This is a genomic window from Acinetobacter towneri (assembly GCF_001758345.1).
In the GTDB taxonomy this organism is placed as follows: Bacteria; Pseudomonadota; Gammaproteobacteria; order Pseudomonadales; family Moraxellaceae; genus Acinetobacter; species Acinetobacter towneri_A.
In genome coordinates this window covers 131,931-151,702 of sequence record NZ_MKQS01000005.1, presented here as the reverse complement: position 1 = coordinate 151,702, position 19,772 = coordinate 131,931, and the positions used below count along the sequence as shown (strand labels likewise).

The 19,772-nt window shown below is 42.6% G+C and carries 18 protein-coding genes and 2 pseudogenes; 15 read left to right on the top strand and 5 right to left on the bottom strand.

From position 1 onward, the window contains the following. The first annotated feature begins 139 nt into the window (after positions 1-139). The 12 genes and pseudogenes from BJN41_RS03950 to rplS all read left to right on the top strand — a co-directional run bounded on the left by BJN41_RS03950 (position 140) and on the right by rplS (position 10,627). Positions 140-673 (top strand): Tfp pilus assembly protein FimT/FimU, encoded by a 534-nt coding sequence (locus tag BJN41_RS03950; RefSeq protein ID WP_005156510.1) that lies wholly within the window; start codon positions 140-142, stop codon positions 671-673. Continuing rightward, positions 673-1,209 (top strand): type IV pilus modification protein PilV, encoded by a 537-nt coding sequence (gene pilV / locus BJN41_RS03945; RefSeq protein ID WP_005156508.1) that lies wholly within the window; start codon positions 673-675, stop codon positions 1,207-1,209. Before BJN41_RS03950 ends, pilV begins: the two co-directional genes overlap by 1 nt. Continuing rightward, positions 1,209-2,201: a PilW family protein gene (locus BJN41_RS03940; protein ID WP_070153475.1), complete on the top strand. Its 993-nt coding sequence runs from the start codon at positions 1,209-1,211 to the stop codon at positions 2,199-2,201. Before pilV ends, BJN41_RS03940 begins: the two co-directional genes overlap by 1 nt. Continuing rightward, on the top strand, positions 2,201-3,037 hold the full coding sequence (locus BJN41_RS03935) for a PilX N-terminal domain-containing pilus assembly protein (protein WP_070153472.1): 837 nt from the start codon (positions 2,201-2,203) through the stop codon (positions 3,035-3,037). The genes BJN41_RS03940 and BJN41_RS03935 overlap by 1 nt, the downstream gene beginning before the upstream one ends. Before the next feature lie 15 nt (positions 3,038-3,052). Next, the gene (locus BJN41_RS03930) at positions 3,053-6,784 is read left to right on the top strand and encodes a PilC/PilY family type IV pilus protein (RefSeq protein ID WP_070153469.1); all 3,732 of its coding nucleotides are present in this window, start codon (positions 3,053-3,055) and stop codon (positions 6,782-6,784) included. An 86-nt stretch (positions 6,785-6,870) separates the two neighbouring features. Beyond that, positions 6,871-7,347, top strand: coding sequence for a type IV pilin protein (locus BJN41_RS03925; RefSeq protein WP_413772607.1), 477 nt, complete (start codon positions 6,871-6,873; stop codon positions 7,345-7,347). 2 nt (positions 7,348-7,349) lie between these two features. Continuing rightward, positions 7,350-7,805: a type IV pilin protein gene (locus tag BJN41_RS03920; RefSeq protein ID WP_070153463.1), complete on the top strand. Its 456-nt coding sequence runs from the start codon at positions 7,350-7,352 to the stop codon at positions 7,803-7,805. A gap of 140 nt (positions 7,806-7,945) precedes the next feature. Further along, positions 7,946-8,144: pseudogene (locus BJN41_RS15305) on the top strand (IS982 family transposase); the annotation flags it as partial. Positions 8,145-8,460: 316 nt separating this feature from the next. After that, positions 8,461-8,718 (top strand): 30S ribosomal protein S16, encoded by a 258-nt coding sequence (gene rpsP / locus BJN41_RS03910; RefSeq protein ID WP_004974526.1) that lies wholly within the window; start codon positions 8,461-8,463, stop codon positions 8,716-8,718. A gap of 23 nt (positions 8,719-8,741) precedes the next feature. Continuing rightward, positions 8,742-9,290 (top strand): ribosome maturation factor RimM, encoded by a 549-nt coding sequence (rimM, locus tag BJN41_RS03905; protein WP_070153458.1) that lies wholly within the window; start codon positions 8,742-8,744, stop codon positions 9,288-9,290. A 42-nt stretch (positions 9,291-9,332) separates the two neighbouring features. Beyond that, a complete protein-coding gene (trmD, locus tag BJN41_RS03900; protein WP_070153456.1) occupies positions 9,333-10,079 on the top strand; it encodes a tRNA (guanosine(37)-N1)-methyltransferase TrmD in 747 nt (248 codons plus the stop codon). Between the two features lie 176 nt (positions 10,080-10,255). After that, on the top strand, positions 10,256-10,627 hold the full coding sequence (rplS, locus tag BJN41_RS03895; RefSeq protein WP_004809937.1) for a 50S ribosomal protein L19: 372 nt from the start codon (positions 10,256-10,258) through the stop codon (positions 10,625-10,627). Between the two features lie 68 nt (positions 10,628-10,695). Here the strand turns inward: rplS and BJN41_RS03890 are convergent. From BJN41_RS03890 to BJN41_RS03875, 3 genes and pseudogenes are all read right to left on the bottom strand, one after another. Further along, positions 10,696-11,667 (bottom strand): annotated as a pseudogene (locus tag BJN41_RS03890) (esterase/lipase family protein). A gap of 172 nt (positions 11,668-11,839) precedes the next feature. Further along, positions 11,840-12,793 (bottom strand): esterase/lipase family protein, encoded by a 954-nt coding sequence (locus tag BJN41_RS03880; protein WP_227515209.1) that lies wholly within the window; start codon positions 12,791-12,793, stop codon positions 11,840-11,842. A gap of 66 nt (positions 12,794-12,859) precedes the next feature. Further along, the gene (locus tag BJN41_RS03875; RefSeq protein WP_019836180.1) at positions 12,860-13,891 is read right to left on the bottom strand and encodes a lipase secretion chaperone; all 1,032 of its coding nucleotides are present in this window, start codon (positions 13,889-13,891) and stop codon (positions 12,860-12,862) included. A 154-nt stretch (positions 13,892-14,045) separates the two neighbouring features. Here BJN41_RS03875 and truB point away from each other — a divergent pair, with 154 nt between their 5' ends. Both truB and BJN41_RS03865 read left to right on the top strand, forming a co-directional pair. Then, the gene (gene truB, locus BJN41_RS03870; protein ID WP_070153447.1) at positions 14,046-14,951 is read left to right on the top strand and encodes a tRNA pseudouridine(55) synthase TruB; all 906 of its coding nucleotides are present in this window, start codon (positions 14,046-14,048) and stop codon (positions 14,949-14,951) included. Between the two features lie 216 nt (positions 14,952-15,167). Next, the gene (locus tag BJN41_RS03865) at positions 15,168-15,626 is read left to right on the top strand and encodes a hemerythrin domain-containing protein (RefSeq protein ID WP_070153445.1); all 459 of its coding nucleotides are present in this window, start codon (positions 15,168-15,170) and stop codon (positions 15,624-15,626) included. A 13-nt stretch (positions 15,627-15,639) separates the two neighbouring features. Here the strand turns inward: BJN41_RS03865 and BJN41_RS03860 are convergent, their stop codons facing one another. After that, complete coding sequence (locus tag BJN41_RS03860; RefSeq protein WP_070153441.1) at positions 15,640-16,518, bottom strand: EamA family transporter; 879 nt, start codon at positions 16,516-16,518, stop codon at positions 15,640-15,642. Between the two features lie 160 nt (positions 16,519-16,678). Then, entirely contained in the window at positions 16,679-17,911 is a 1,233-nt protein-coding gene (gene serA / locus BJN41_RS03855) for a phosphoglycerate dehydrogenase (protein WP_004974541.1), read from the bottom strand. Between the two features lie 341 nt (positions 17,912-18,252). On the opposite strand from serA, the gene BJN41_RS03850 reads away from it, so the two are divergent. Further along, the gene (locus BJN41_RS03850) at positions 18,253-19,662 is read left to right on the top strand and encodes an FAD-binding oxidoreductase (RefSeq protein WP_004974544.1); all 1,410 of its coding nucleotides are present in this window, start codon (positions 18,253-18,255) and stop codon (positions 19,660-19,662) included. The last annotated feature ends 110 nt before the right edge of the window (positions 19,663-19,772 follow it).

The following is a 19,772-nucleotide window of genomic DNA, read 5'->3' as shown; positions in this document are numbered from 1 at the left end:
TTTTATAGAAAAATGTGAACTCAAAACGGATGGACGACACTCCATCCGTTTTTTTATTACTCTTATCTGCTTTGTATTGGTTCTGTAAAAAATAAATTTAATATAGAGTAAGGAATTTTAAAAGAGTTAGGTGCGGGCGATGGGGAAAAATCGAGGATTCACCTTAATAGAATTGATGGTGACGATTGCGATTATGGCGATTATTGCGTCAATGGCTGCGCCGTCTTTTAGGAGTTTAATTTCAGAACAAAAAATTAATAGTTCGGCACGTGAATTGGTGATGGCAATTAATCAGGCTAAATCGCAGGCGGCATTAATGAAAACAACAGTGGGTTTGTGTTTGAGCAAGACGCAGACAGATAATGATTTTACTAAAGATGAATGTGCAACGGCGACGATACCTGAATATACAGCAACTAATCCTGGGCCACCTGTGGTGCCTGTTTTGACTACAGCGCAGAAAGAGGAAGTTTTGAAAAGTAGAATTATTTCTGTGCAATTAGATGCAGGGGTAAGGGTTGAGTCTACAAGTGCAACATCAGTTTTATTTAGTGACATTGGAAGTATAAGCCCAAGCACGCCACAAACATTTAATTTTTGTAAATCAGGGAAGCAGAAAACTATTACGGTTACAAGACTAGGAATTATTAGTCAAGCTTCGGGGACGTGCTAATGAAATCTCATCAATCTCAACAAGGTGTGGGGCTAATAGAAGTGCTCGTTGCACTTTTGCTATTAGCTGTTGGTGTTTTGGGTTATAGCATCTTGCAAATTCGTGCTGTGGATGCCTCTAGTGAGGCCTTGTCGCGTTCGCAAGGGATGTTAATTGCACGCACGTTGGCTGAGAATATGCGGGCCAATCCAGCGGCGCAAACAAACTACCCAGCCGCAGTCCGTGGTTATACTAATATTACTGCTGCACCTACAGCACCCTCTCCATCATGTTCAAACAATTTATGTACACCAGCTCAAATGGCGCAGTTCGATGCATTTATGGCTGCTCGAGCTGCTTTTGATATTGGAATGAATATTACGATGACGAGTTGTCCGGGTGTTGGTTCGGCGCCGATTCAGCGGCAATGTATATATGCTGCTTGGGGAAATACGACTTTGAGTGCGACGAGTACAACAGCTGATGTAAGTAATTGCATGAATACATCGGGTGTTTATATTAATGGATCGAATTGTTTAATGATGGAGGCATATTAATGAAAACTCCATTTAAAAAGCATAAGGTTGGTTTTGGCTCGCAAGCGGGCTTTACGCTCATTGAATTAATGGTGGCTTTGGCACTGGGGTTGTTGATAACAGCTGCAGCAATACAACTCTTTCTTGGTGGGTTGCTCACCTCACGAATGCAGCAAGCAAACGCAGAGCTGCAAAATAGCGGTGTGTTTGGTTTGGACTATGTAGCGAGAGATTTGCGTCTAGCCAATTACATTAATACCGATTTTCCAGAGTTAAATGAACAAACTCCGTGGGGTGGAGTGGTGCTCACTGCACGAACTGCAACGGTAACGGATGCAAATATTCCAATTCCCACTGGTGCACCTTTTATTGCACAGGGCTTGTTGAGTCATAGTGTTGGTACAGGGGAGTCGGTGAGTTCAACTGTAAATGAATGGCAAGGTTTGTCGAATGTGAGTGTGGCAAGTGATCAGCTCACCATACAATTTGTTGCACCAAACGCCATGGTGAATTGCGAGGGCGCAAATGTTCAAGCGGGCGATTATGTGATTCAGCGCTATTTCGTGCGCCGTGCTGTAGCAACTGCAACCACTGGTACAGATTACGGTTTAGCGTGCGATGCTAACACCCCAAATGCCACAGCTGTAGCAGAACCGACAACAATTGCTGGGTTTGGTGGAGCGGGTGAGTTGATTATGCCTCGGGTTGATCATTTTACCGTGCAATTGGGTGTTAGAAATGCAGCGGGCAACATGGCTTATTATACGATTAATCAATATCGAACTGTTGCTGCGGCAGCTCGTACAGCATTGGCGGAGCCACCTCGTATTGTTTCGGTAAAAATGGCAGTGTTAGTGCGTTCTACCGACAACACACGCAATAACGATATAGATTTAACCCGAAGTATTAATATTCTAAATCAAAATGTCACATTAACAGACACGACTAATCGATTTGCACGACGTGTGTATAGCACGGCAGTGACGTTTAGAAATGGTTTGGGAGAAAGATAATGAAAGTTCAACCTACATTCCAGCGTCAACAGCGTGGTGCAACATTAATTGTGGTTTTAATTATGTTGTTAGTGATTACTATTGTGGGTGTTTTAGCCATACGTGTGGCAATGACATCGTTAAATATTGCAACCAACAGTCAAATTGGTCAGTTGTTACTACAAACCAGTGATACACCAACCAATATTTTGTTAAACCGCAGTAGTTATAAAAACTTAACTTCGGTGATGAGTGTGGTGGGTAAGGCAATTAGTGATCAAAAAGACCCACTTGCTCGTGGTCGTGAATATGTTTTTTGTTATAAACCAACTGCTGCTTTGCAAGTGAACAGTGTTTTAGATATGACCGTGCTTATTCCGCCAACAGCTATAGCTGCAGATGACACCAAAGCTACTGTAGACACTACTGAAACTAACCGTAGTGGCTTTTGTGATTTGGAACAAGACTTTGGTAGCGCGCGCGAAGCCGTAGTCACTCAAGTGGCTATTAAGTATATTGTAGGGCCAAATACGGATGCCGCACCAGGTTCGGACTTAGACCGTGGTACAGATGCAAGCGGAGGTTCCAATGTTCAACAAGGTAAGGTGGATGGTCGGGTGCGTGTCACAGCGACTGCGATTTTACCGAATTATTCGAGTGCCGATTTGGCAGATGTGCAACGTGAGTGTATTGGTAATGGCAGTGCGGTGGGATATATCAATGACAACGCTGATGCAGGGTTGCGCACCAAAAAAACTATGGCAGATTGTTTGACAGAATATGGCATACCTGTAAATACGCAAATTCAAGAAATTGATTTGAAAACGCGTTTTGTTCAGGTTAGCGCACCAACATAATTGGGGAGAATTAAGATGAAAAATCAAAGGCTACAAAGTCCTAAAATAAATATTCACCAATATAAGTATGGTGTCTCATTTGCTTGGGCATTTACAGCTACGTTGCTTGTTGCTTCTTCAGTTGCGCAAGCAAGCGACCTGCAAATTTATGCGGTACCGACGGCGGGTAAAAAAACCATTGTCATGATGTTGGATACATCTGGTTCGATGGGGGGTACAGATACTGGGCAAACGGGTACTCGTTTAACTCGTTTAAAAGCGGGTATGAATGCTTTTTTAGATAGTAACGATGCTACTTTGTCGAATGTTAGTGTTGGTTTGGGGCATTACTCTTTGGGAGATAGGCGAGGGAAAATTTTAGTCCCTGCTGCACCATTGGGGGTTGTCGGCTCCGCACAACGTAGCACTTTAAGAACTGCGGTCGATGGGCTGACTGCAAGTGGTTTGACTCCAACAGCACATGCTTATGCTGAAGCCGCTGCATATTTGATGGGAACTTCCACACGAAGTGAAGCAGAAATACAAGTGGATGTTTATAAGAAAGAAGTTGTAACCACAACTTATTATCGTTGTGATAGTTTAAGTACTACCGACTTTACGAATAATATACAATCTTGTAGCTCTAGTGGTTGGACATTATTAGGTTCTACCCCTCCATCTGATTTAGGTGACTATACCAACAATGGTTCGGATGTATTTTATAAAAAGGAAATGCAATTAGGCCCAAATGCTGATAGTGGTTTTGATAATTCAATTGCTAACTCAAAAGATGGTCTAAAATATATTTCACCTCTACCTCCTGCTGCTGATCGTGTCAGTTGTGATGGGCAAGGTGTTTACATTTTATCTGATGGTGCGGCGAATGGTTCAAGTAATGCTCATGCTAAATCCATTATGTCTGCTGCACTAGATAGCACTAGTTTTACATGCCCTAGTAGTGGAGGTCTTAATACTGGTGAGTCAGCATCATGGAACTGTATGGGGGAGTTCGCCAAAAAACTATTTGATAAAACAACGAATCCTGCTGGAGTTTCAATCCAAACCGCTTTTGTGGGTTTTGGTAATGATTTTAATAGCTTAACGGCAACGCATGTACAACAGGCTTGTAAATTAAGTTCACGAACTCAAAGTGATCGTACAGGTAACGACTCTTGTTCACCTGGGCAACCAACTACGCATGCTCTAGCCAGTCCTGGTTATGGTAATGGTGGCTTCTTTACTACCCAAAGTGCACAAGGTGTAACAGCCAGTGTTATTGCTTTTATTAACAACTTAGGTGCAGCACCACTTGCGCCTTTAACGACAGGTGCAATTTCTGTACCTTCAGATGCCTTGAGCCCATCAGGTTTTCAGCCTTATGGTTATTTACGTGCTTTAGAGCCAGACCCACAAGGTGGTAAGTTGGTTTGGGCAGGTAACTTAAAACGCTATAAAGTATTGACCTCTGGTACAAATGCGGGTGCATTTGGAGCAGCGGATGGTAGTACCCTAGTTTATAATACCGATGGTTCATTTAGATCGGGTACCAAAGACCTGTGGAATAGTATCGCGGTGTATAACAATAAAAGTTATAACGATGGTGGTATTATTGGTTTAGGTGGTGCTTATTCGCGCTTACCAATGCCAATTAGTGGTCAAACAGAAAATTTGACGGTAAGTCCTCCTCAATATGAGTTTAAAGCGGAACCAGATGCACTACGTAAACTCTATACAGATGTATCAGCAACTGGTGGTGCAACTTTAGCGGGTGCAGGTAATGGTGCAAACTTGTTGCGTATACCTGAAGGTCCTTTGCCAGCCACAGGTGTTCCAGCTTATGTGTTGGGTAAGTTTGGTAACCAAACCACCTTACAAGACATGCCATTGTTGGCTAAGCAAAAATTGTTGAACTATTTGGGTTATAGCGTACCGTTAGATGCAACTGCAACGGCATTGCCAACTACACTTGCGCTTTCGCCAGCACCACATGTTGCAATGGGTGGTAGTATTCATTCTTTCCCAGTGCAGTTGACTTATTCGGGTACTTTAGATGCTTCGGGTAATTTAACCAGCACCCGTAGTCAATCTATTTTATATGGTACGATGGAAGGCGGCTTGCATATTGTCGACAGCGAAACTGGTAAAGAGCAAATGGTGTTTGTACCATCTGAATTGCTTCGTAATAGTGTTGCATCTAAAGCCTTAGTAAAAGGTGAGGCTGATATTAACGCACCTCAAGCAGGTTTAGATGGCGCATGGGTTGCCGACTCTTTATATACTGCACAAAAATCAAGTTCTCCAAGTACCGACAGTGTGGTTAAAGCACGAAAAATGAATGTATATGGTGGCTTGCGCATGGGTGGCGAGAGCTATTATGGTTTAGATGTGCTTGACCCAGATACACCTAAATTCTTGTTTAGAGTGGGTCGCGATCAATCGGACTTTAGCCGTATGGGACAGTCTTGGTCTAAACCTGTGCTTGCCAACATTCGACATAACAATGTAATTAAACGTGTGATGATTGTGGGTGGCGGTTATGATCAATGCTATGAAAACCCTCGCTTCAGCTTGGGTGCTACAGTTGCAAATACTGATTTTCCAGATGCGACTTGTAATAACAAATCCGAAGCGCAAGGTAATGCAGTATATGTAATCGATGCTGATACAGGAGCGCGTTTGTGGTGGGCAAGTAGTACAGGAGCAAGCACAAATAACGCCAACATGACTCACAGTATTGTAAGTCGAATCAGTACGATTGACCGTGATAGTGATGGTTTGGTCGATCATCTGTACTTTGGTGATTTAGGCGGTCAAGTATTCCGTGCAGACCTTAATAACACTGCAGGTACTACAACGGCAAACTTCGGTAAACGTGTGGTGCGCTTAGCAAACTTAGCAACGACTACAGCTGGAGCTGCGTTGGCAGATGGTAAAAACCCACGTTTTTATGAAGCACCAACGGTAACCATTCATGACCAAGGTGCAACTACCTTTATGTTGATTGGTTTGGCATCGGGTAACCGTAGTACGCCATTAGATGTTACTCCTACAATAGGTCGTGATGGTATGTTGCCAACGACCGCATTGAGTGATCGTCTAGTCAATAATGTATATGGTGTGATTGATCGCGATTTCATTAAACGTGACTTGATTACGGGTACACCAACCTTATCGACTCAAAATGTGGATTTGCAAACCATGCAAATAAATCCACAGTTGTTGGCAGGAAATGTTCCAGATGTGTTTATTGGCGCATCTGCCACCAAAAATGGTTGGTATCGTTCACTATCTAGTAACAGTGCGGGTGTAGAGCGCACAACAAGTGGTTTTCGTGTTGCGGGTGGTATGAAAGCATTCGAGGAGCCGATTGCTTTAACAGGTAACTTGATTGTTCCTGTTTATGACCCACAAGGTACGGGTATTGCGCCACAAAACCCATGTTTGCCACGTGTAGTCGGGGAAACCAACCGTCAGCGTTATTGCCTACCATTTGGGGCATGTCTAACCACAACAGGTACTGTCAATACCGCTGCAGATGCGGACACTGGGTTCCAAACCAAAACTACAGGCTGTCCAGATGGTGTGACCGAATGTAATGATAAAACACTAGGTAGCGGGATTGTGGGTATTACACCGGCACCAGTGGAAGAGTCAACAGCGGGATCATGTCCTGACTTTACCATTGCTGGGAATGAGAGAGGGGCTGGAAGATGGAAATGTGTTCCGACCATTAATCCAACACGGTGGTACGAAAAATGGAAAAAATAATTAAACAGCACGCTTGTGTAGTTTCTCCAACGACTTGTAACAGTCGTTTGGGGAAGCCAACGCGAGGTTTTACCTTAATTGAGCTTATGATTGTGGTTGCAATTATTGCAATTATTGCTGCAATTGCATTTCCGAGTTATCAGGAATATGCTAGACGAGCAGATGTTTCAATGGTGCAGCAAGAAATGCAGAAAATTGCAGAGCAATTGGAGCGTCATAAAGCAAAAAACTTTACTTATAGGGGCTTTGATCCTAATTATATTTACGATGTACCAGCAGGAACCCCATTGAATTCAGTGACTTTACCCAGAGGGGCAACAGGTTCAGCTATTAAATATACCATTACCATTCGGGATGCTGAAGATCCAACCAAACTTTTAACAGATGCATCTATTCCACCAGTTATAAGAGCACGGGCCTGGACGATGAAAGCAGAAGGAAGTGATACCAGAAATTATGACTTATTAATGACAAGTGCTGGATTACGCTGTAAAAATAAAACCAAATCGCTCGTAACTTATACAGATTGTGGTTCAGTTTCAGCAGGTAGGGAGGAATGGTAAATATGTATAAGCAAGGTTTTACACTGATTGAGCTGATGATTGTGGTTGCGATTATTGGTATTTTAGCCGCAATTGCTTATCCATCATATGCCGCTTATAAGATTAGAACAGATCGTACAGACACACAGGCTGAAATGATAGAAATAGCACGGACTTTAGCAAATTTCCGTATGGCAAATAATAATTATGCAGGAAGAACAGTATTGAATGTCTATGGGGCGGCCACCATACCTAGAACACAGCCTTTATATGATATTACATTGACAGATGTAGATGGAACCGCACTTACAGTACCCACTGCGAAAGTGGGGACATGGTTGTTGATCGCCAAGCCTAAAACTGGAACTGCGCAAGCAAATAATGGATGGATTTGTCTAAACGACCAAGGACAAAGATCATGGGCAAAAGGTGTAAACTCATGCAGTTTGTCCGCAACATCAAATTGGGATGGTCGATAATTTTGTAATTCAAAAGGTTTTATTCAAATAAGAATAGGATTTGTTCAAAACTATTTTAACGTGAATTCGGGATACGGAAGTTGTAAAAGGATAGGCATTTAAGTCAAAATTTAATCACGACAAAAAACAATGATCTCAAAATGTCTATCGACACACAGCTTACAACACTTTTCTGCCTAATTCATGATTTCTGCACTGATATTTCAGAGCAGGTTGAGCAATACATGCTCACTTGTGGCAAGATTAAACGTGTGCGTCAAAGTCAAATTTGTGCATCTGAAGTGATTACATTGCTGCTATGGTTTCATTTAACAGGAAGCCGAAACTTCAAGGCTTTATTTGCTGCTTTAACATTATATGCTTTGGTGCTTGTAAATGGATATAAGTCTGGGATTCAGCAAATTTTAAAACCGATTGAATTAAAATCTACTTAAATCAAATTCACGTTAGTATTACCGTCAATGGTTGTAGTAGCAACTCGGAAGACTGGTAGGTGCAGATCGCATCAAGATTAAATTTACAGTTGTGGATAAACCTTAAATTAATCTTTCTTTCAGGGCAAATATAACGTAAAATACCGCCCTCTATGAAAGGGGTTTGAAGTGTTGCCGATGGTCGGCGCAAGGATAATCCGTAAAAACTATAAGGTTGTATCATGGTAGTTATTCGTCTTACTCGTGGTGGTGCTAAAAAGCGTCCATTCTATCAAATCGTTGTAACTGACAGCCGCAATGCGCGTGACGGTCGTTTCATCGAACGTATCGGTTTCTTTAACCCAACAGCTCAAGGTAAAGCAGAAAAACTTCGCTTAGATGCTGACCGTTTTGCTCACTGGGTTGCACAAGGTGCTCAACCTTCTGAACGTGTTGCTTCTTTAGCTGCTCAAGCGAAGAAAGCTGCAGCTGCTGCATAATTTAATTAAGTAGTAGGTAGCCCATGACACCAACACAGAATGTGCCCGAAGATCGTATTCAGATTGGACAGCTACGTTCAGCATATGGATTAAATGGGTGGCTCTGGGTCTATTCCAACACAGAACCTATGAGCAACATATTTGACTACCTGCCTTGGTACATTGAAACCAAAGCAGGTTGGCAAATGGTTGATGTAAAACGTTGGAAACCACATGGCAAAGGCTTGGTGGTCAGCTTAAAAGGTGTGAGTGATCGCACCGCAGCAGACAACTTGGTTGGCGCAAATATCTGGATTTCAAAATCGCAACTGCCTCAACCAGGCGTGGACGAGTATTATTGGTCAGATTTAAAAGGTCTAATGGTGTTAGGCTTGGACGATGACGAACAAGAAGTAAACCTCGGTCAAATCCATGAACTGTTTGAAACAGGTGCCAATGACGTGATGGTGGTTCGCGCAACTGCCGATAGTGTCGATGGTGAAGAGCGTATGATTCCATGGCATAAAGATGTGGTACAACGCGTTGATCTCGAAGCGGGTCGCATCTATGTTAATTGGGGCATGGATTATTAATCCTTTCAGGATTCGCAGAGCAGGAAAACAGAGGAGTCTGCGGTGTTTTTTGCAGTCATTACGCTTTTTCCTGAAATGTTTGAAGCGATTACAGCTTACGGTATTAGTGGACGTGCAGCAAAACGTGATTTGATGCAAATAACTTGTATTAATCCACGTGATTATGCACAGGGCAACTACAAACGGGTGGATGAACGTCCATTTGGTGGTGGTCCAGGTATGGTGATGATGGCAGAGCCTTTGGCGCAAGCAATCCAGCATGCCAAACAGCTTGCACAGCAAGCAGGAGCAGTTCATGTACCTGTGGTGTATATGTCGCCTCAAGGTAAAACCTTAAACGAAACTGCAGTACTAGAATTCGTTGAATATGATGGCTTAATTGTATTGTGTGGCCGTTATGAAGGGGTCGATGAGCGTTTAATCCAAAACTATGTTGATCAGGAATGGTCAATTGGAGATTACGTTTTATCAGGCGGTGAACTACCTGCGATGGTTCTTCTCGATAGTATTATTCGGAGACTTCCGGGTGCAATGTCTGACGAACAATCTCATGTGCAAGATTCATTTGTGGATGGTCTTTTAGATTGCCCACAATATACCAAGCCAGACCATTTTGAAGGTTTGGATGTTCCTGAAGTACTAAAGTCGGGACATCATGCCAATATTGAAAAATGGCGGTTTTTGCAGCGTTACCAACGGACTTTAGAGCGTCGACCTGAGTTGATTGAAAAAGTTGAGTTGAGCAAGCAGCAAAAAAAATGGCTAAAAGATTCGCAAGGACAGACCTAGTAATCGGTTTGTCTAAGCAAAATTGCTACAGACAGTGTGTTTGTAGTTTTTAAATAGGCTCTTTATGCATTGAAGCGGTCAGGCATAAAGGGAAAGTCAATCGGGTCTATGCGCTTTAGCCTCTATACCCAGTGGATCTCAGACCTCTTCTGACCCACACATATTGGAGATACCCCATGAGTGGTAAGCATCCTTTAGTACAAGCTGTTGAAAATGCACAGCTTAAGCAAGACATTCCAGCTTTTGCACCAGGCGATACAGTTATCGTTCAAGTAAAAGTTAAAGAAGGTGACCGTGAGCGTCTACAAGCGTTCGAAGGCGTTGTCATTGCGAAGAAAAACCGTGGTTTGAACTCTGCGTTCACAGTACGTAAAATTTCTAGCGGTATTGGTGTTGAGCGTGTTTTCCAAACTCACTCTCCAATCGTTGCGAAAATCGAAGTGAAACGTCGTGGTGACGTTCGTCGTGCTAAACTTTACTACCTACGCGAATTGTCTGGTAAAGCTGCACGTATTCGTGAGAAATTACCAGCACGTAAACAAGGTTAATTTTAACTTTGTGTTACAGCTAAAAAATGCGCCGCTTAGGCGCATTTTTTTATGTTTGCTATTGGAATTTATAAGCCTTGTAGTTTTAGGCGGTTAGCATGCTGGCGGTAGACATCGACAGGATCTGGGGCAAAAATAGAACGTAGTCCAAAGAACTGGTTAATCACATCTAAGTGGTTCCAATTATAGTTATCGCGCACGGTCTTGCCATACTTGGCACTACAACGTGAGACTAAGCCATCATTATCATTAGGCGCTTGCATGAGTAAGCCTGTTGCACCCAATAATGAGTCTGGATCAAGTACGTTCGTCAACGTTGAGTTGCCAGAGAAAGAGTAAAAATAAACTCCATTTTCTTTCGCTAAACCTTCACCACAGCTTGTTTTTGGCATACCCAGTGGATATTTCTGTGCAAAAGCTATAGAACCAGCTTGACTTAAGCTTTTACCCGCACCGAGTGCATCATGTGGAAGTGAGTTCGGATCTTGCTGTTGTGCCCAAACAATAGCCTTGGACCCAAAGTTGATTAAGCCTACCAGCGGTTGTTCTAGCGGCGTACCTTGCGCGGAAATAATCAAATCCGCCACAGGAGAGCCTTTTAAAGGACTAGAAATGGCTGTTGCAGACGCGATTTTATTGGGCATAACATTAGAGACATAAGCAATACTATGTCCGCCGTGACTATGACCAAGCAAATTGACTTTGGGTGCTCCTGTAATCGCTAAGATTTCATCAACTTGTTGCAGCAGTTGTTCACCACGAACTTCAGATGTGTTGAATGGAGAAACGCGTGTTGCCCATGCGTTTGCACCGTTACGGGCTAAATCTGGCAAGATTTGATACCATTAATCCACACCAAGTTCATCGATTCCTGCTCGAATCCAGCCACCCATACCATGTGCAAAAACCAAAGGGTATTTGGTCTTTGCATAATTAGAGGCAACGTAGTTTGATTTAATTTGTGAAGCAGCTGCTTGCGTTTGTGTAGCAGCAAGTGCGCAGGTCGACAGCAGTCCAGCTATCAATAATCTATATTTCATTGATCATCCTCGTTTTTTATTTTTTATGACGACAATTTAAGTTGTCAAAATGAGTATAAAGGTGAGAGAGGAGGAGCGTGGAGAAATCCGATTAAATGAAATACAGTTTGTAACTGGATAATTCTAGGAGACATCCCTCCGAAACGTTAAAGATTCGAAGGGAAAAATAGAACTAGAGTCCTTGAAGTTTTAAGCGATTGGCATGTTGGCGATAGACATCAACAGGGTCTGCGCTAAATAGTCCACGTAGCCCCATAACTTGGTTGACCTCATCTAGATGGTTCCAGTCATAGTTATCACGGATGACTTTACCGAAGTGTGTACTACAGCGTGCCACTAAACCATCATTGTTTAAATGGCCATAGGCCAAAGGCCCCAACAGTGAGATCGCACTGTCTGCAACATCGAGAATGTTCGTGACTTGAGACGTGCCAGTCCACGAATAGTAATACACGCCATTGCTGGATGTTGCACCGCTCTTGTTACAGTCTGAAGCCAGCGCTGTTGTTGGATATTTCTGATTAAAAACACGGGAACCTTGCTCGCTAATTGAGGTGAGTGATGCTGTTAAATTACTTTTTAAGGCAGGGTTACTTTGCCCATAAGCAAGCATAGGACCAATAATATGATCCGCCGCTAGACTGAGCAGTTGTGTTCCACCTTGATTGGCAAGAAGCTGGTCTGCCACTTTAGAACCTCTAAATGTTGCTCCCACACCTGTCAGTGAGGCCACATATTGCGGTTTAACTGCTTCTACATAGCGAATGGTTGGTCCGCCATGGCTATGTCCAATCAAATTAACTTTGGGCTTGCCTGTCAGGGCGATGACCTCTTCAACTTGTTGTAGTAACTGCTCACCCCGTACTTCAGTTGATTCTAAAGGGGAAATTTGTGCTGCAAAGGTGGTTGCGCCATTTCGAGCCAAGTCGGGTAAAATTTGATACCAGTAATCTAGTCCAAATTCGGCAACCCCCACTCGGCTGAACCCAAACATGCCATGGGTAAATAGCAATGGATATTTAGTTTGAGCATAATTACTTTTTACGCTTGTAGTCACCGTCTGTAATCCAGCTGTGGCTGTAGTTGCGCTGAGTCCAAGGCTGGTAACCAGACCTACGAGTGACATAGTTTGTATCATTCTTTTCGTTATAAACATTTTTTTCATCCTGAAAAAGTCAAACACGGTATAGCTTTAATCTGCGAACGGAGGTTTTCCTCCTGTGTCATGCGTGGTTTCAAAGGCTCCTAGTCGAAGTTGTTCTTGTGAATTATTAAACTGTTGATCACGTAGTTTTTGAATAGCTTGCTGCTGCGCATCTTGATTCATATTGCTTTTAAGAATGATGTCGCGTTGTTCTAAGTAAGTATTGACCCGAGATTTCCAATTGTTTCGATCTTGGTCGAGTTTTTCTAGGCGTATGGTCGCTTCGGCACCGACAAGATTCTGGCGCATTTGGCGAATTTCTTCGGCAGAACCGCCTCGCGCCTTAATATCTGAGGTCAGTTTACGCAGATCTTCGAGTTTGGAAAGTTGTTCTAGATTTTCTTTCCAATCTTCGGGCAGTTGAGCAAACAGTTCTTTCAGTTTCTGCGCTTTTTGTACTTCAGTCAGGGACTGATCTGCCATGATGCTCATGCGGTCTAAGGTATATTCATGGTAGGTATTTTCAGCGCCAAAGAGGCCTTCGATTTCATAGTCGGAAAAGAACTGGCTACGTAGGGTTTTCATCGAAGCAAAAATTGTACGATAGTACTCAGGGTCTTCTTTATTTAGGCTTGGCTCCTTCAGGCTCCCCAATTGCACACGATAATCTAAATAACGAGTCCAAAGATCTAAAATCTGCTTAAGCGCAGGTTCTTTATAACCTTGCTGCATATAGGCTTTAAAATCTTGCTTGATCTGATCAATATTTTTTTCACCATATTGGGTAATAAAATATTCAAAACAATTACGAGTCTGTTCATTGACAACTAAGCGATTACTTTGGTCGAGCACCAGTTGGCAGTTGATCTCGGTGTCCTGTTGGCTGTTGCTGACAAAAGACAGCCCCGATGCATGTGGCAAGTCTGACGCTGCGGGTGGTAAGCCTGTCGTATTTTGAGCACTAGAGCTAATCGGCCCTTGGTTTGAGCCAACAGTTGGATTGGGTGCGAGCCAAATGAGAAAACCAAGAATGACAACGATGATCACGGCGAAAATGAGCCATAATTTCTTTTTTTGCATATCCTATGCCTAACATCCCTATTGTATTTTTTGTTGGGTTCATATGACTGAACTCAATTTATTCTGAAACAAAAGAGCAAATAAACAACAGAAAAGTTGTAAAACTAGACAAGCGGTTGATAGTATTGCGGCAGCTTTAAGACGTGTCTATGTTATGAAATCATCTGCTTCAAAAATCCAGCGCCGTGCCGTGAATGGTGTATTTTTATTGAATAAACCTTTGGGCATCAGTTCCAATGCAGCATTGCAAAAAGTGCGTTGGTTATATCGGGCGCAAAAAGCAGGGCATACGGGGGCATTAGACCCATTGGCTTCGGGTTTGCTGCCGATTTGTTTGGGTGAAGCGACCAAATTTTCGCACTATTTACTCGATTCGGTGAAACGCTATCAAACCACTATTCAATTGGGACATAGCACCACCACGGGAGATGTGGAAGGGGAAGTGTTGTTGCAGCAGGATCTACCTGCATTGAGCCAAGAGCACATTGAGCAGGTATTGGCACAATTTCAGGGCGATTTGATGCAAGTTCCGCCTATGTATTCTGCCTTAAAAAAAGAAGGCCGTCCGTTGTATGAATTGGCACGACAGGGCATTGAAATTGAACGTGAAGCGCGTCCAGTCACCATTTATGCCATTGAATTGCTGTCTTTTACAGAACAGAGCATCACTTTGGATGTAACTTGTTCTAAAGGCACGTATATTCGTGTTTTAGGTGAAGACATTGCCAAAGCCTTGGGTACTTATGGACATTTGACCTATTTGCATCGGATTAAAACGGGGCATTTTGACCTGATTCCAAGTAATAGCATTGAATATTTGGAAAGTTTAAGTGAAGCAGAACGTGAGGCTTTATTGCTGCCTGCGTATGCACCTGTGCAGCATTTTCTACACATTCAAGTCCCTGAAGGACGCGCTGAATATTTTAGTCGTGGCATGGAAAGTAATATTGACCATCCTGCATCAGCGCAAGTTTTGGTCTTTGATGGTGAGAAGTGTTTAGGTTTGGCTGAAATTACAGATAAAAAACGCTTGGTACCAAAACGGGTATTAAATCTCTAAATCTTGTTCAGATACATAACTTGAATAAAGTGGGTAAGTGAATTAAAGCTTTCTATACAAATAGTTGCAGGATTTTTGATTGATCTTCTATATAGTAGCTAGAAGATTAAAAAAAACGAAATCAAAAATTGACTCCAAAGCCAAGCCGATGTGGATGTGCGAGTAGATTCTTATCAATCTGTTCGCCGCGCATGGTTAAACAAAAGAGGTCTGCATATGAATATTTTTGAAGCTTTACGCCAAAGTCACGAGATTCAACGAGATTTAGCCCGCCAACTGACGCAAACTTCAGGCGATAGTCGTGAACGTAGAGCGATATTTGAACAACTTAAAAATGAATTATTTGCTCATGCGGTAGCAGAAGATCGCTATTTTTATATTCCTTTAATGATGACTGACGCGGGTTTAAATATCACTCGCCATGCTTTGGCAGAGCATCATCAAATGGATGAATTACTCGAACAATTAACCGAAACGGAAATGAGCAACACGGGTTGGCTGGCCATTGCAAAGCAACTGTCAGATAAAGTCCATCATCATTTAAAAGAAGAAGAACACGGTTTTTTCCAACAGGCAGGCAAAATTTTGTCTGAACAGCAAAAACAAAGTCTAGCCAAGCAATATTTGGCAGAGTATGAAAAATACCAACAGATGTCTAAAGACAGTTTGGTTTAAGCATTATTCTGATTTAAACATTCTGCGGCTGTTTGGATTTTTTTACTGCTCTAAAAGTAACACCGACCGAAGCTAACATAATGCAGCATAAGGCGAGCCATTGCAGTGAAGTAATTTTCTCACCCAACAATACCAAGCCTGTCAGTGCAGCCAAAGCAGGCGATAAACTGGAAAGTGTGCCATAACTCATTTTGCTGAGTTGTTTTAAGGCCTGTAAATCCAGCGCATAAGGAATGGCCGTGGCAAGCACTGCAATGGCAAGCGCCTTGCCCCAATACTGGGTTTCAAACAGTGCGGGGGCATTGTTATACAGTCCGAATGGAATCAAAGCCAAAGCCGAAATACTGATGGCGATGGTCAGCGCGTGCATGCCAATATTTTGTTGCACCACTTTTTGCCCAAAATAAATATAAAAAGCCCAACACAATCCTGCACCCAAAGCGAAGGCTGCGCCCAAGATGCTAAAATTATCGCCGTGAGCTTGTCCCCATGGCACCATAAAAATAATGCCTAAAATGGCCAAGAACACCCAGATATAATCTTTACGGTTTTGAATGGACAATAACGCCAAACCCAAAGGTCCGACAAATTCCAAACCCACCGCAATGCCTTGCGGTAATTTGCCCAAAGACAGATAAAACAAAATATTCATGCAGCCCAAGGCTGCGCTATAGCACAATAAATCACGCCATTTTAAATAGGACAGCCGCGAAAGAATTTGCCATGAGCGAAACATGATTGCCACAATCACGCTGGCAAAGCACAGCCGTAAAATTGTCACACTAAGCGGGTCGAGTACCTGAAAGAGTTGTTTGGCAAATGAGGCACTGATTTGATAGGAGATCATGGACAGAACCATGAACAACACCGCAGTGAGTTGGGCGTTTGGCATGAGGAAGGAAAATACTCTAAAGCATCAGAATAGGAATAAGGGGCAGATTATACCAAGTTTAAAATACTAGCGGGTTGTGTAGCATGATGTTGTGCAGATGCAGCAGACATAAAAAACCACAGTACGCAGACTGTGGTTTTTTGTAGCATGCGCTGGTGGATTAGAACAATACACGTACGCGAATTGTGCCTTCAACTTCATGCAAGGTATCAAGCGCTTCTTTAGATGCCGTTGCATCAACGTCCATTACTAAGTAACCGACATCACCTTTGGTCATGAGTGACTGACCAGAGATGTTGATGCCGTGTTCAGCAAACAAGTTGTTGATTTTAGACAATACACCTGGAATATTTTGGTGAATGTGTAATAAACGGTGCTTGCCTTCAGTTAATGGCAATGCAATTTCAGGGAAGTTCACTGCAGACAAAGTCATACCTTTATCTGAATATGCAACAAATTTCTCTGCCACTTCTAAACCAATGTTCGCTTGCGCTTCCATAGTAGAACCACCCACGTGCGGTGTTAAAATCACGTTTGGTAGGTTGCGTAGTGGAGAAACAAATTCTTCACCATTGGCTTTTGGTTCTTTCGGGAATACGTCAACTGCAGCACCTGCAATATGACCAGACTTGATAGCATCTGCCAAATCTTCAATCACCACACAAGTACCACGTGCCGCGTTAATGAAAATTGCGCCTTCTTTCATTTGTGCAAATTGTTCTTTTGCCATGAAATTGCGGGTAGATGGTACATCTGGAACGTGTAAAGAAACCACGTCAGCATTTGCCAATAATTCGCCCATAGAGCCAACTTGACGTGCATTACCTAAAGGTAACTTGGTTACAGCATCATAATAAATGACGTGCATACCCAAGCTTTCAGCCAATACTGAAAGTTGAGAACCGATTGAACCGTAACCCACGATACCTAAAGTTTTACCACGTGTTTCAAATGAACCGACTGCAGACTTGTTCCAGCCACCTGCATGTGTATCGGTTGATTTTTCAGGTACGCGACGTAGCAATAAAATTGCTTCAGCCAATACCAATTCTGCAACCGAACGGGTGTTTGAATAAGGGGCATTGAAAACTGGAATACCACGTTCCATTGCTGCAGTTAAGTTCACTTGGTTTGTACCAATACAGAAACAACCTACCGCAATTAGTTTGTTCGCAGCTTCAAAAACTTCTTCAGTTAGCTGTGTACGTGAACGAATTCCAATGAAATGCGCATCTTTAATCGCTTCTTTTAACGCATCGCCCTCAAGCGCCGTTTTACGATAATCGATGTTGGTATAACCCGCTGCATTTAACACGTCGATTGCGTTCTGGTGTACGCCTTCTAACAACAAGAAACGAATTTTATCTTTAGGTAGTGAAAGATGTTGGCTCATTACGGCTCCGCTACAAAGGCCAAATTTAGTGGCGGTATGATAACATAGGAGATGGGTCGATATACATTTCCTTTATGACCAAGAGTGCAGGTATTTTTTGTCAGATATAATCTCTTTCAGAAATATTGCCCAAAATTACCCTGTTCTGACCACGTTATATTATCGGAATTGCCAATATTCACAGGTTTTTCAAAAAAATCGCTTATAATAAGCGGCACACATGAAAGCCAACCCACGCTGTTGCTTTGATGCACATATTTAGTCTGCAGTATCTTCAAATTGATCAAGATATGCAGACAGTCGCTTTTCTTCCTGTTTAATTCTTGCTAGGTCTGCAAACGATGAATGCTCCAGTCGCTTTAACCCCTGAATTATTGACCCAATTAACGGCAATAGTCGGTGAAAACCGTATTAAAACGGATGCCGATAGCCTCCAAAACTGGGGTCGTGACCATACAAAGCATTTTGATCCGAATCCATCGGTCATCGTTTTTCCATCTAGCACGGAACAAGTGCAAGCCATTGTAAAACTGGCGAATCAATTTAATGTGGCCATTACCCCATCGGGCGGACGTACAGGTTTATCTGCGGGTGCGGTAGCAGCCAATGGTGAAATTGTCGTTAGCATGGACAAGATGAACCAAATCTTGGAGTTTTTCCCTGCAGACCGTATGGTGCGTGTGCAAGCGGGTGTGGTGACTGAGCAACTACAAAACTATGCCGAAGAACAAGGCATGTATTATCCAGTCGATTTTGCATCTTCAGGTTCTTCACAAATTGGCGGTAATATCGGCACCAATGCGGGCGGTATTAAAGTCATTAAGTACGGCATGACTCGTAACTGGGTGCTAGGTTTGACTGTGGTCACTGGCAAAGGAGATATCCTGCGTCTTAATAAAGGCATGATCAAAAACGCAACGGGTTATGCGCTGCAACATTTATTTATTGGTGGTGAAGGTACACTCGGTTTAGTGACCGAAGCTGAAATTAAGTTAGAACGCCAACCCCAAGATTTACAAGTCATGGTGTTGGGTGTGCCTGATTTTAATTCGGTGATGCCAGTGTTGCACGCCTTCCAAGCCAAAATTGATCTGACTGCATTTGAATTCTTTGGGGAATTGGCGATGCAAAAAGTTTTAGATCATGGTCATGTGCAACGTCCATTTGAAACTCAATGTCCATTTTACGTGTTGCTTGAATTTGAAGCGCCATTTGAGCCAATTATGGACAAGGCGATGGAAATTTTCGAACACTGTATGGAACAAGGCTGGGTAATGGATGGCGTATTGAGCCAAAGCCTAGACCAAGTTGAAAGCTTATGGCGTTTGCGTGAAGACATTTCTGAGTCGATTGCACCGTTTATTCCATACAAAAACGATATTTCAGTATTGATTACTCATGTTCCTGCATTTATTCAGGAAATTGATGCAATTGTGGCAGAAAACTATCCTGATTTTGAAATTTGCTGGTTCGGTCATATTGGTGATGGTAACTTGCACCTGAATATTCTAAAACCTGCCGATTTAAGCAAAGATGAATTCTTTGCCAAATGTCAGGTAGTGAATAAGTATGTATTTGATACTGTAAAGAAATATGATGGTTCAATTTCTGCAGAACACGGTGTAGGCATGACCAAAAAACCATATTTGGAATATTCACGTTCGGCTGAAGAAATTGAATATATGAAAGCGCTGAAAAAGGTGTTTGACCCTCAAGGCATTATGAATCCAGGCAAATTATTTGATTTGTAATTCATTGCGCCTTTCATTTATTTGCGTGATCAGATTTTCGTGAATGAGATGTAGCAAATTAATTGTAGTGAATTGAAAAACGCATCCTTGAGATGCGTTTTTTATGCTTT